Source organism: Bacillus sp. JK106 (assembly GCF_053663355.1).
The window spans coordinates 575,072-588,612 of record NZ_JBSJQC010000001.1; the positions used below are offsets into that span (position 1 = coordinate 575,072).

At 48.7% G+C, this 13,541-nt stretch carries 11 protein-coding genes; 9 read left to right on the top strand and 2 right to left on the bottom strand.

From position 1 onward, the window contains the following. Window positions 1-183: 183 nt before the first annotated feature. From ACWJJS_RS02970 to uvrA, 3 genes are all read left to right on the top strand, one after another. Window positions 184-420, top strand: coding sequence for a CsbA family protein (locus ACWJJS_RS02970; protein ID WP_003151438.1), 237 nt, complete (start codon window positions 184-186; stop codon window positions 418-420). Between the two features lie 175 nt (window positions 421-595). Continuing rightward, on the top strand, window positions 596-2,581 hold the full coding sequence (gene uvrB / locus ACWJJS_RS02975) for an excinuclease ABC subunit UvrB (protein WP_003151439.1): 1,986 nt from the start codon (window positions 596-598) through the stop codon (window positions 2,579-2,581). A 7-nt stretch (window positions 2,582-2,588) separates the two neighbouring features. Further along, on the top strand, window positions 2,589-5,462 hold the full coding sequence (gene uvrA, locus ACWJJS_RS02980) for an excinuclease ABC subunit UvrA (RefSeq protein ID WP_454023300.1): 2,874 nt from the start codon (window positions 2,589-2,591) through the stop codon (window positions 5,460-5,462). A gap of 48 nt (window positions 5,463-5,510) precedes the next feature. On the opposite strand, the gene ACWJJS_RS02985 is transcribed toward uvrA, so the two are convergent. Continuing rightward, window positions 5,511-5,750: a hypothetical protein gene (locus ACWJJS_RS02985; RefSeq protein ID WP_003151443.1), complete on the bottom strand. Its 240-nt coding sequence runs from the start codon at window positions 5,748-5,750 to the stop codon at window positions 5,511-5,513. A 198-nt stretch (window positions 5,751-5,948) separates the two neighbouring features. On the opposite strand from ACWJJS_RS02985, the gene ACWJJS_RS02990 reads away from it, so the two are divergent. The 6 genes from ACWJJS_RS02990 (at window position 5,949) to ACWJJS_RS03015 (ending at window position 12,652) form a co-directional block, all read left to right on the top strand. Further along, on the top strand, window positions 5,949-6,275 hold the full coding sequence (locus ACWJJS_RS02990; RefSeq protein ID WP_003151444.1) for a hypothetical protein: 327 nt from the start codon (window positions 5,949-5,951) through the stop codon (window positions 6,273-6,275). Between the two features lie 24 nt (window positions 6,276-6,299). Then, window positions 6,300-7,397, top strand: a complete 1,098-nt coding sequence (locus ACWJJS_RS02995) for a DUF4097 family beta strand repeat-containing protein (RefSeq protein WP_070082446.1) — start codon at window positions 6,300-6,302, stop codon at window positions 7,395-7,397. Between the two features lie 4 nt (window positions 7,398-7,401). After that, window positions 7,402-7,596, top strand: a complete 195-nt coding sequence (locus ACWJJS_RS03000; protein WP_003151448.1) for a PspC domain-containing protein — start codon at window positions 7,402-7,404, stop codon at window positions 7,594-7,596. Continuing rightward, the gene (locus tag ACWJJS_RS03005) at window positions 7,597-7,956 is read left to right on the top strand and encodes a phage holin family protein (protein WP_014418984.1); all 360 of its coding nucleotides are present in this window, start codon (window positions 7,597-7,599) and stop codon (window positions 7,954-7,956) included. Between the two features lie 93 nt (window positions 7,957-8,049). Continuing rightward, window positions 8,050-11,919 carry a metallophosphoesterase gene (locus tag ACWJJS_RS03010; RefSeq protein WP_454023301.1) on the top strand — a complete coding sequence of 1,290 codons (3,870 nt, stop codon included), beginning with the start codon at window positions 8,050-8,052 and terminating at the stop codon, window positions 11,917-11,919. A gap of 157 nt (window positions 11,920-12,076) precedes the next feature. Beyond that, window positions 12,077-12,652, top strand: coding sequence for a TetR/AcrR family transcriptional regulator (locus ACWJJS_RS03015; RefSeq protein ID WP_070082444.1), 576 nt, complete (start codon window positions 12,077-12,079; stop codon window positions 12,650-12,652). A 144-nt stretch (window positions 12,653-12,796) separates the two neighbouring features. Here ACWJJS_RS03015 and ACWJJS_RS03020 read toward each other — a convergent pair whose 3' ends face one another. Then, window positions 12,797-13,528: a GntR family transcriptional regulator gene (locus ACWJJS_RS03020; RefSeq protein WP_003151452.1), complete on the bottom strand. Its 732-nt coding sequence runs from the start codon at window positions 13,526-13,528 to the stop codon at window positions 12,797-12,799. Window positions 13,529-13,541: the final 13 nt, after the last annotated feature.

Sequence of the window (13,541 nt, forward strand, 5' to 3'; positions counted from 1 at the left end):
CGGCTGAAGAAAGGTAGTTCGATTCATCTGGTTAATGGTTCAATGGATTTATATTCACATTTTTTTTGACAGATGATTGAAGACTGCCGAAAAAGGGTATTGTGATAGCAGGGGGAACGATTGTCCGATTCTTCATTTTTTACTATAATCAGATGAGATGAAGAATTCCCGAGGAGGGTTTTTGTGATTACAAAAGCCGTTTTTGCATTATGTTTCCCTTTTATGCTGGTTGTCCTTTTTACGCGCGTCACGTTTAACCACTATGTGGCGATCGCTCTCACAGCCGCACTGCTTTTCGCATCCTATTTAAAGGGTTACACCGAAACGTATTTTATCGTTGGATTGGATGTCGTATCGCTGGTGGCCGGAGGGCTGTACATGGCCAAAAAAGAAGCAGACAAAAAGAAAGACAATGCCTGACATGGTGAATATGAAATAGAATGCCTGCTTTTACGCCATAAAAGCAGGTTTTTTATACAAAAATTAACTTGGTAAAAATAAACCATCGAACTTTAGTTCGTATTTTTAGTGATTTTGCCCGTCATTGTGTTACTATATCAATAGGAAGATTTCGTAAAGAAACGGAGGCTTTTTTGTGAAAGATCGTTTTGAGTTAGTCTCGAAATATCAGCCCCAGGGAGATCAGCCGCAAGCGATTGAGAAGCTTGTCAAAGGCATACAGGAAGGCAGAAAACACCAGACTCTCCTGGGTGCGACAGGGACGGGCAAAACCTTTACCGTGTCCAATCTGATTAAAGAAGTGAATAAACCGACACTGGTCATTGCCCATAACAAAACCCTTGCCGGACAGCTGTACAGCGAGTTCAAGGAATTTTTTCCGAACAACGCTGTCGAGTATTTTGTCAGCTACTATGATTATTATCAGCCGGAGGCGTATGTGCCTCAAACGGATACATTTATAGAGAAAGACGCTAGTATTAATGATGAAATTGATAAATTGAGGCACTCCGCGACATCCTCTCTGTTTGAACGGAGAGATGTCATTATTATCGCGAGTGTGTCATGCATATACGGTCTCGGTTCGCCTGAAGAATACCGGGAAATGGTCGTGTCGCTCAGACCGGAAATGGAGATTGAGCGGAACGAGCTTCTGAGAAAGCTTGTGGATATCCAGTATGCCCGCAATGATATCGACTTTCAGCGCGGGACGTTCCGCGTGCGCGGAGACGTTGTGGAAATCTTCCCGGCTTCCCGTGACGAACATTGTATCAGAGTGGAATTTTTCGGAGACGAAATTGAGCGGATCAGGGAGGTCGACGCTTTGACCGGAGAAATTCTCGGCGACCGTGACCATGTCGCGATTTTCCCGGCTTCCCACTTCGTCACCCGGGCGGAAAAGATGGAAAAAGCGATTCTGAATATTGAACAGGAGCTTGAGGAGCGCTTGAAAGTGATGCACGAAAACGGCAAGCTCCTTGAAGCGCAGCGGCTTGAGCAGCGGACGAGGTATGATCTTGAAATGATGCGGGAAATGGGTTTTTGCTCAGGGATCGAGAACTATTCAAGACATTTGACGCTCCGTCCTCCTGGTTCTACGCCGTATACGCTGCTTGATTATTTTCCGGACGATTTTATGATCGTCGTTGATGAATCACATGTGACGATTCCGCAGGTGCGCGGCATGTTCAACGGTGACCAGGCGAGAAAACAGGTGCTTGTCGATCACGGGTTCCGCCTGCCGTCAGCGCTTGACAACCGTCCGCTCCGATTCGAGGAATTTGAAAAGCATATGCACAATATCGTGTACGTGTCGGCGACTCCGGGACCGTATGAAATTGAGCATACGCCGGAAATGATCGAGCAGATCATCAGACCGACGGGACTCCTCGATCCTCTCATTGACGTCCGTCCGATCGAAGGACAGATTGATGATCTGATCGGCGAGATTCAGGCGAGGATTGAACGGAATGAACGCGTTCTCGTGACGACTTTAACGAAAAAAATGTCAGAGGATCTGACCGATTACCTCAAGGAAATCGGCATCAAGGTCAATTATCTGCATTCCGAGATTAAGACGCTTGAACGGATTGAAATCATCCGTGACCTCCGCCTCGGAAAACATGATGTGTTAATCGGCATCAACCTGCTGAGGGAAGGGCTTGATATTCCGGAAGTGTCACTTGTCGCCATTCTCGATGCGGATAAAGAAGGCTTCCTCCGTTCTGAACGTTCGCTGATTCAGACGATCGGACGGGCGGCCAGAAACGCGGAAGGCCGCGTCATCATGTATGCCGATAAAATCACGAATTCGATGGAAATCGCGATTAATGAAACGAAGCGCCGCCGGGAACAGCAGGAGCGCTTTAACGAAATTCACGGCATTACGCCGCAAACGATCAATAAGGAAATCCGCGATGTGATCCGCGCGACGCAGGCCGCTGAGGATAAAGAAGAATATAAAACAAAAGCCGCGCCTAAACTGGCGAAGATGACGAAGAAAGAACGCCAGAAAGTCGTTGAGCAAATGGAGCACGAAATGAAAGAGGCGGCCAGAGCGCTTGATTTCGAGCGGGCGGCAGAGCTTCGTGATTTACTGTTAGAGCTTAAAGCGGAAGGATGATGAACACATGGCAATTGACCGGATCGAGGTGAAAGGCGCAAGGGCGCACAATTTAAAAAACATTGATGTAACGATTCCCCGGGATCAGCTCGTCGTCGTGACGGGGCTGTCCGGATCGGGAAAATCATCCCTTGCCTTTGACACCATTTACGCGGAAGGACAGAGGCGGTATGTTGAATCGCTTTCTGCCTATGCGCGCCAATTTTTAGGGCAGATGGATAAGCCGGACGTTGATGCGATCGAAGGGCTTTCTCCGGCGATCAGCATTGATCAGAAGACGACAAGCCGCAATCCGCGGTCAACCGTCGGAACGGTAACGGAGATTTATGATTATCTCCGGCTGCTGTACGCGAGGGTCGGGAAGCCGCATTGCCCGGAGCATGGCATTGAAATTACGTCGCAAACGATCGAACAGATGGTTGACCGGATTCTTGAATATCCGGAGCGGACGAAGCTTCAAGTGCTTGCGCCGATCATCTCAGGCAGAAAAGGCGCCCATGTCAAAGTGCTTGACCAAATCAGAAAGCAAGGTTACGTAAGGGTGCGGATTGACGGAGAAATGGCCGAGCTTTCCGACGATATTGAACTTGAAAAAAACAAAAAGCATTCCATTGAAGTAGTCATTGACCGGATTGTCGTCAAGGAAGGGGTTGCCGCCAGGCTTTCCGACTCACTGGAAAGCGCGCTCCGCTTAGGGGAAGGCCGTGTCATGATAGATGTCATCGGTCAGGAAGAGCTGATGTTCAGCGAGCATCACGCCTGTCCGCTGTGCGGTTTTTCTATCGGGGAGCTTGAACCCCGGCTGTTTTCGTTTAACAGCCCGTTCGGCGCCTGCCCGACTTGCGACGGTCTCGGCTTGAAGCTGGAAGTGGACCCTGAGCTCGTCATTCCCAATCCTGAACTGTCGTTAAAGGAACACGCCATCGCGCCGTGGACGCCGATCAGTTCACAATATTATCCGCAGCTGCTTCAGGCGGTCTGCCGCCATTACGGCATTGATATGGAGACTCCGGTCAAAGACCTGCCGAAGCATCAGCTTGATAAAGTGCTGTACGGCAGCGGCAATGAACGGATCTACTTTAAATACGAGAATGATTTCGGACAAGTGCGCGAAAATGAAATTGAATTTGAAGGTGTGCTGCGCAATATTGAGAGACGGTATAAAGAGACAAGCTCCGATTATATCCGTGAACAGATGGAGCAGTACATGTCACAGAAGCCGTGCCCGACGTGCAAAGGCTACCGGCTGAAGAAAGAAGCGCTTGCCGTTTTGGTCAACGGGCGCCACATCGGCACCATTACCGAGCTTTCCGTCGGCGATGCGCTGGAATTTTTCAAAAACATGACGCTGTCTGAGAAAGATATGCAGATTGCCGATTTAATCTTAAGAGAGATTGTGGAGCGGCTCAGCTTTTTAGATAAAGTCGGTCTTGATTACCTGACGCTGAGCAGGGCGGCGGGAACGCTGTCAGGCGGAGAAGCCCAGCGTATCAGGCTTGCGACGCAGATCGGCTCCCGTTTGTCAGGCGTCCTGTACATTCTTGATGAGCCGTCCATCGGCCTTCACCAGCGTGACAATGACCGTCTGATCAGCGCGCTGAAAAACATGAGGGATCTCGGCAACACACTGATTGTCGTGGAGCATGATGAAGATACGATGATGGCTGCCGATTATTTGATAGATATCGGTCCGGGCGCCGGAATTCACGGCGGCCGCGTCATATCGGCGGGGACGCCTGAAGAAGTGATGAATGATGCAGATTCTCTGACCGGACGTTATTTGTCAGGGGCTCAATTCATCCCGATGCCTCCGGAGAGAAGAAAGCCTGACGGCCGGTTCATTGAAATCAAAGGCGCATCAGAAAACAACCTGAAAAAAGCGAACGCCAAATTCCCGCTCGGCACTTTTACGGCGGTGACAGGTGTATCCGGTTCCGGAAAAAGCACGCTTGTGAATGAAATTCTGCATAAGGCGCTTGCGCAAAAGCTTCATAAAGCCAAAGCGAAACCGGGAAGCCATAAAGAAATCAAAGGCCTTGACCATCTTGATAAGGTGATCGACATCGACCAGGCGCCGATCGGCCGGACACCGAGATCAAATCCGGCAACTTACACGGGCGTGTTTGATGATATCCGCGATGTATTCGCGCAGACAAATGAAGCAAAGGTGCGCGGCTATAAAAAAGGCCGGTTCAGTTTTAATGTAAAAGGCGGGCGCTGTGAGGCCTGCCGCGGCGACGGCATCATCAAAATTGAGATGCACTTCCTTCCTGACGTGTACGTTCCGTGTGAAGTGTGCCACGGCAAACGTTACAACCGGGAGACGCTTGAGGTCACATACAAAGGAAAAAGCATTTCCGACGTTCTGGATATGACGGTGGAAGATGCTCTGTCTTTCTTTGAAAATATCCCGAAAATCAAACGCAAGCTTCAAACGCTTGCCGATGTCGGACTCGGGTATGTGACGCTCGGCCAGCCGGCGACGACGCTGTCAGGCGGAGAAGCGCAGCGCGTCAAGCTCGCTTCCGAGCTGCATAAGCGTTCCACCGGCCGGACGCTGTATATTCTGGACGAACCGACGACAGGCCTCCACGTTGATGATATCGCAAGGCTTTTAGTTGTGCTTCAAAGACTCGTCGATAACGGTGATACCGTTTTGGTCATTGAACACAATCTCGATATCATTAAAACGGCGGACTACATCGTCGATCTGGGACCTGAAGGCGGAGCGGGCGGCGGCATGATCGTAGCCTCCGGGACGCCCGAAGAAGTTGTCGAAGTGAAAGAATCATATACGGGCCGCTATCTGAAACCGGTAATGGAACGCGATAAAAAACGGATGAAAACATTGCTGGCCGAAAAAGAAACGGCAGCCACGTAATAGATCAATAACAACAGCCCAAAACTCATCGGTTTTGGGCTGTTGTTGTTACAGGCTTTTTTTCTGTTGGGGAAGCTGTCTGCTTAAATGCATTAAGTCCTGCAGAATATGGGTGCTGCTGCTGTCCAGCAGCACTTTTATATATTGGATATCATGGGAAATGGGAAGAGGGGCTGCTTTGATCTGTTCCAATTCAGCCAGCATTTCGCTGTTCATTCTTTTCTGTTCGCGAATTAAATTTCGAAGACTCTCTTCCGTTACTTGGGCGTTTTCGGGATCTTTCTCCATTTGTATGTCCTCCTTGCATACGGTCAGGCTTTGTTACATATTGTAATCGGTTCGGGGAAAAGATTCTATAGTGAAATCTCTGAAACCAAAAATTACGTATAACGAAGCATGTCCTTAGCATGAAAATGAAACCCGCTCATTCGTCATACGTATGTATAAGGAAGGGTTTTTTATATCACGGCACAGGGAGTGTTTTTATTGAACCGAAATCAAGCGATTATCGCATCAATCTGTTATTTCAGCGTGTTTCTCGCGCCGCTCATTCTTCCGATTGTGGCTTATTTTGTCGTCGATGAAAAAGAGACGAAGCGGCATGCCATGCGCGCTCTGATTTCCCATATCATTCCGTTTGCGGGCTTGCTGATTGTGACCGCGGGTGTTGTCGGCGGATTGATTACGGCCCAGGGGGAGAGTATGGTGCCCGTTTTTGTTATGATAACAGGAGCAGCTGTTTATTTTCTGATCCTCATCGGAATGGTCATTTGGAATATCGTGCAGGGAATTAAGGTGTTACGCCAGGTGTAAGAAAAGTCGGGGGAGGAGTTTTGTATGAAACAGGAGAAAGAACGGATTTTAAAGCTTGTGGAAGACGGGATGCTGACGGCGCAGGAAGCACTGACGCTCATTGAAAAACTGGATCATGAATATAAAGAAAAAGAAGAGCAGATCACCGCATTATCTGCGGAGGTTCAGGAACCTGCGGAAGATTTCGAAAGCGGGGCAAAAGAAAGCCAAAAGCCGTCGCTCGGGGCGAAGCTGTTCGACTGGATTGATTCTGCCGTCAAAAAAGTGAAGGAAGCGGATCTTGATCTGAATTTCGGCCACGCACACGAAGTGCAGCATATTTTTCAATTTAAAGACAGTGAATTCTCGGCCATTGATATGCAGATCGCAAACGGCAGCGTCAATATCGTGCCATGGGCGGATGAAGATATCAGAGCGGAGTGCCAGGCGAAAGTGTACCGGGCGGACAGTCAGGAGGCGGCGCGCACCGCATTTCTTCAGCACATTGAGTGTGAAGTGAAGGGCAATAAGTTTTTTGTCCGCACGGAAAAGAAAACGATGAAAACCAATGTTACGCTTTATGTTCCCCAGAAAGAGTACGATAAGATAAGAGTGAAGCTGTTTAACGGACCGATCAGAGGGGAACATTTACATGTAAAAGAATTCTCGGCGAAAACGACAAACGGCGTTCTGTCATTCTCTCATTTGACGGCTGAGAAAGCGTCGGCGGAAACGGCTAACGGACAAATCAAGCTGGCCGGACATCAATGCGGCGCGATTGAAGCGGAAACGATCAACGGCTTGATTGATTTGCGCGGATCGAGTGAATCCATTGACGTTCAAAGCTTTAACGGCAATATCATGCTTACCGTGACAGCGCCGCACTGCCGCTCCATCTACACGAAAACGACGACCGGAAACGTGGAGATCGCTCTGCCTGATGATTCGGCGGTGAAAGCGGAGCTCAAAAGCAATCTCGGCTCTCTCAGCCATGAGCTGATTGATGCGGAAATTTTAAAGGAAAAGAATGATACCATTCAAAAAGAACTGATGCTGGCATCAAATCAAGGCCATGATCAGCATCTCTCGATTTTCTCAGAATCGTTAACAGGAGCCATTAAGCTCAAGCATACTCAGAGGTGATTGGATGAAAAGACTTTACCGTTCAGAAAAAAACCGTAAAATCGCCGGTGTCGTCGGCGGTTTGGCGGAGTACATCAATATGGATGCGTCGCTTTTGCGCATTATAACCGTTGTATTAGCGCTTGTCACGAGCGGAATCGTGCCGATTGTATATATTATCTGGTGTTTTGTTGTACCATTAGAAGGAGATTTGAAATAAATGATCAAATGGGCAGTCAGCATTTTAGTAAATGCTTTATTATTAATCGTTATCGCGGGATATTTTGATTCCGTCCATATCAGCAGTATCGGAGCGGCTGTCATCGCCAGTGTGATTCTTTCTGTGTTAAATGTGCTGATCAAACCGATCATCGTCATATTGACATTGCCTGTCACGGTTGTGACCCTCGGCCTCTTTCTGTTTGTCATCAATGCCATTACGTTAATGATGACCGCAGCCTTGATGGGAGACAGCTTTCAGATTGACGGGTTCGGCACCGCCATTTGGGCATCCGTCGTGCTGTCCGTTTTCCACTTGCTGATCCAAAAAGGCATATTGGAGCCGCTTAGAAAAGGATAAAAAACAAGCTGTCCCGAGAGGGCAGCTTTTTTATGTGCGGTTTACATAAGCGGCAGCCTCCTGACGCAACATAATGCATAGGGAGGTAATGAGATGAAACTTGTGATGACGCTCTTTTTTCTGATTGGTTTGCTTTGTGTGAGTCCTTCTGCGGATGCGGCGCGCAAAGAATCGGCAATCCCCGTGAATCAGCAGGAATTCGGACAGCCGCCTCATTACATACCGCTTCTGGAGAATCCTCCCCAAATCGAAGTAAAGGCGGAAATGAAAAGAAACCTGTTCATACAGGCTCATGTACGGAATGCTGACTATCAAGCGTTTTCGGCGTTTCTTTTTTATAAACAAAGCAATGAGCTGGGGTTTAAGATGGTGCCGATGGAGCCCGCGCCAGGCGCAATCCGGCTGTTTACGGCCCAGGTTTCAAAACGGGATATCTGGAATGGAGAATTGGAATATTACCTCGTTTTCACTAACGGCAGACAGCGGGCGGAATCGGAGAAAAAGCGGCTGAAGCTGGACGGCTATCAAGCCGATTTGAATCATATTCCCGAGCTGATGATTACGGAGCTTGCGGTTGATACGAAAAATGAAGACGGCGCTGATGCCTATGAATTTATCGAGGTGTATAACACGACGGACAGGCCCATTCATTTTAAAGACTATCATATCCGCTACCGCTATCCGAAGGAAGGGCCGGAATCAGATATGATATGGAGGCCGAAAGAAGATACTGTCATTCCGTCAGGCGGGACTTACGTGTTTTGGCTGAGACGCGCCGCATCAGAACTGACGATAGATGATTTCAACCGCTATTACGGGACACGTCTGAAGGAAGGAGAACATCTCGCCGTCATCGAAGGGACAGACGGAATGTCCAACGGCCGCCCGCGTACGGTCGTGCTGTCGGCAAATACCGGCAAGGATATCGCCTCAGCGCAATACCGGAAACACGCTTTCCGCCGGCTGACTTCTTTGCTGTACAAATATCCGCTGAACGGAACGGGAGAATTGCTGAAGATCTCCACGAGCGAGCATAAGCCGTCACCGGGCTCCGTTTTTCAGGCGCAGATTCCGCAGCAGAAAAGGGTGATAAAACCCGACAAGGAAAAACCGGTCATCGAAGACCTTACAGACAGAAAGCCCGTCCGGCCCGCTGAAAGCATTGAATTAAAGGCTGACATAAAAGACAAAAACCTTGTCAAAACAGCCGCGTTTTATTACCGGACCAATGAGAAAAAACCATTCAAACGAATTCTGGCCGAAAAAGACTGCAACGACAGCTTATACCATCACATTCTTTATTCCCCGGAACTGCTCGGCCAGGATCAGCTTGAGTATTATATCGCAGCCAGTGATGGAGAAAATGAAGCAAAAACGCCCGTAAAGATGATTGACATTGAACAGACGAGCAAATCACACGGACTCAGAATGAATGTTGAACCAGAAGATACGATATCCGGCACCTATCTGCTCAAAGCGACTTCCGACGTCAGCGCCGATAAGATCAAGCTGTGGATTGACGGCAAGCGGCAGGAGACCCGTCCGACGCTGGAAAAAGAGGTCTATTTCGCCTTCGATGCCCGGAAAACGAATCTTTATTTTCAAAACACCGTCATGATGGAAAACGAGGTGCTGCACATTTTTGACGATCCGTCTCACCGCTACAGAACGCACTCGGTTCTGCTTCCGGAACGTCTGCTGCAAAAAGGCGGCAAAACACAGAAAGTATCCATCCGTTCGGGCTCAAAGGTTTCTCCGTATGACACGGGAGAGAATCGGGATGATTTTGTCGTGAAACATGCCCGTCTGGTGCTTTCGGATGGAACGGTGATCAAAGACGGGAAGACGGATCCGGCTGAACAGCTGTTTATCGGTGACGGCAGGCGGGCGAATCAGCAGAAGACCTTCTCATTCAGCCTGCCGGATCATTTGTTTACGTCACGGCTGCTGCCGTGGAACACGGCGAAGCTTTCGGAAGGCTATCACCATATTTTTGTCAGTGACGGTGAGGAGCAGCTGAGCCAATCTGTGAGGGTGGACAATTCGGGGCCGAAGATTGTCCCGGGTATTAAAGAAGGAGCGGCGCTGAAAGGTAATGTTGAGCTGAATGCGGACATCCGTGATAAATGGAGCAAAGTGGAAGAGGTAAAAGCGTTTTTGGACGGAGAAAGCATTACGCTCCCGCATCACACGTCATCAGCCGATCTCAAGCCCGGAAAGCACACCCTTACCATCATTGCGGCAGACCTTGCCGGAAATGAAACAACGTCCGTCCGCACCTTCCATATCAAACGGGAGGAGCCGAACCAGCCGGAGCTTGCCGGTCAAAAAATCGGCGCCCGCAAAGCAAAGCTGTCCGTCCGGGTAAAAGACCCGACGAAGGATGACATGAATGTATCATTTTATCGCGGCTTCCGTTATACCGCGCGGAATCCGGGCAGCGTGAAAGTGTATAAACACGCCTCATTAACGGAACCGCCGAAGGGCATAAAAGAAAATGAAATGCCGTTTACCCTGCCGGAAATGAACCGTATCTCGGCAAATGACGGAAAAACCGTTTCGGCGGAAAGTATGGAGCGTTTTCCTTATCACCGGTTCGAAGTCTCCGTTGACCCGTCTATCGACGAAACGGATCTGGCCGAGGCGGTCTGGAAAGGAAGCTCTCTGCCCGGCCGAAAGGTAACCATGTATATTTGGAATTACCGGACAAGCCGCTGGCAGGAGGCGGACAGCGTCCTTGCCAAAGATAAAAAGCCGTTTACATTAAAAGCCGCCGTTTCCGCAGCGGATGTGGTGAAGAACTCAAAAATGAATGTCATCGTGCAGGATCAAATACCGGCGAAAGGCAATTACACGTTTGTCTGGATGTCGGATACACAGTATTACGCACAAGGGCACCCGCACATTTTTGACAAAATGACGGAGTGGATCAAAGAAAATAAGGAAAAGCACAATATTAAATATGTCTTTCATACCGGTGATATTGTCGATGATTCAATGGTGATGAAACAGTGGAAAAACGCCGATCACTCCATGCGGACGCTTGACAAGGCGGGGATTCCGTACGGAGTGCTTGCCGGCAATCACGACGTCGGCCATAAAGACGGCACATACCGAACCTTCGGGGATTTCTTCGGGAGCCGTCGGTTTGAACAGAACATGCATTACGGCGGATCATACAAAAATAACCGCGGGCATTATGATCTGCTGTCGGCAAGCGGGAACGATTTTATTATGATTTATATGGGCTGGGGCATTACGGAACAAGAGATTGACTGGATCAATCAAGTGCTGAAGAGGTATCCGGACCGAACCGCCATCTTATGCTTTCATGAGTACTTGCTTGTGAGCGGAAATCGAAGCCCGATCGGGGAGACGATCTATCGAAAAGTCGTCAAGCCGAATCGCAATGTGGCGATGGTATTAAGCGGCCATTACCATAACGCCATGAAAAAAACCGATGCGCTTGACGATGACGGGGACGGAAAACCGGACCGCCTCGTCCACCAAATTCTGACCGACTACCAGGACGGTCCGGAAGGGGGGCAGGGCTTTATGCGCATTATGCAATTTGATCAGGCCGCCAATCAGGTTCACATGTTCTCCTACTCGCCGTACACGGATGACATCAATTACTATGACACCGATCTGTTCGCTGATAAAGACGAATTCTCAGCAGAAATGGATTTACAGCCGAAGAGGAAAAGGGTAGCGACTGATTATTTTGAATGCAACGTCTATACGAACGAACTGCTCGGTCATAAAAAACACGTAAAAAGCGGAAAAACCGCAAATTGGGTCTGGGACGGCCTGCAGCCTGATTCCGTTTATTACTGGTATACCGTCGTGAAGGACCCGTACAACGGCAAAACAATATCACCGCTGTGGATGTTCAAAACGGGAAATACGCCGTATCACCCGGCTCCGGATCAGTTTGATTTCAGGCATGCCTCAAACCCATAACGAAAACATACAGCCTGCTGATCGCTCAGAAGAAAATCTGACGGTCAGCAGGATTTTTTCTGTAACATGCATGGCGGTACTAAGTGTTTTTGACTTTTTTATGTCCCTTTTCTATACTAAAATCGATTGGTTTTCGTAATATGCAGGAGGAAACATAATGAACAGTAAAACCGGGACAAAAGAAAGAATTATTCAAACCTCTGCATATCTTTTTCAGATTCAGGGATACCATGCGACTGGTTTGAATCAAATTATAAAAGAGAGCGGAGCACCCAGAGGGTCTGTGTATCATCACTTTCCAAACGGAAAAGAAGAACTCGCCATTGCGGCGATCAAATATACGGGAAGATGCGTTGAAAAGCAGATACAGAATAGTATGGCGCAATTCGCGGACCCTGTAGAAGCGATTCAGCACTTTATTCATGTAACGGCTGAACAGTTTAATGATCCGCAGAATATTGAGGGCGTGCCGGTTGGATTGCTGGCGGGTGAGACCGCTCTGATCAATGAAACGTTAAGATGCACTTGTGTTGAGGTGTTCAAGAAGTGGACGGATGTGTTTGCGGCAAAATTTCTTGAGCATGGGTTTGAACAAGAGGAAGCGGAGAAGCTTGGGATGACAATCAACTCGATGATTGAAGGAGCAATCATGTTTTCATTGGCTCATAAAAACAAAGAACCGCTGCTGCTGATTTCAAAGCAGGTTCCGTATATTGTCCAAAACAGAGGGTAGCATTTTATTACTCTTTTCTTTATAAAAATAGATACCGGAATCCCAGCCTCTTCGTTTTGACAGAGTCATAGAGAACATTCACCGGCTTGATTTGAAAATGGCAGATCAAAAAAACATCTCCAACCCGTAACGGTTGGAGATGTTTCATTTCACCCTGTCCATATAATGCACGAATGTGTAGCGGTCGCCTCTGTAGGCGGATTTGACGTGCTCAAAGGCAGTGCCGTCCTGCAGATAAGTGGTCCGCTTGATATAGAGGACGGGGGCGCCGGGCTGGATACCGAGCAGCTCAGCTTCTTCCTCGGAAGCGGTTCCCGGTTCAAGCTCTTGTTTTGCCCGTGAGATCGGCATCTGATTGTACGCTTCAATATGCTCATACATGGATGATTGAAAATGGGAGGCATCCAATTTTCCCGCCTTGTCAAACGGGATGTACGATGCCTCAATCGCCATCGGGATATCATTTGCCAGCCGGACGCGGATGATTTTATGAAGCGTTGCCGGATAGCCGCATCCCAGGATAGAAGATAATTCTTCCGTCGCCTGAATCAGCTGGTATTCGGCAAGTCTGCTCCCCGGCTTCATGCCCCGGCTTCTCATATCTTCGGTGAAGCTTGTCAGCCCTTGAAGCGGCTGTTCCATCTTCAGTTTGCTGACGAACGTTCCCCGGCCTTTCTGTCTGTATAAAAATCCTTCATTCACCAAATTGGAAAGCGCCTGGCGCACCGTCATGCGGCTGATGCCGAATTGTTCGGCGTATTCCCGCTCCGACGGAAGCAGCGCATCCGCTTTCAGCTCGCCGTTTTTGATTTGTGTTTTCAATTGTTCCATAATCTGAAAGTAAATCGGAATCGGAGATTGTTTATCAATCTGCATAGGTCAAATCCTT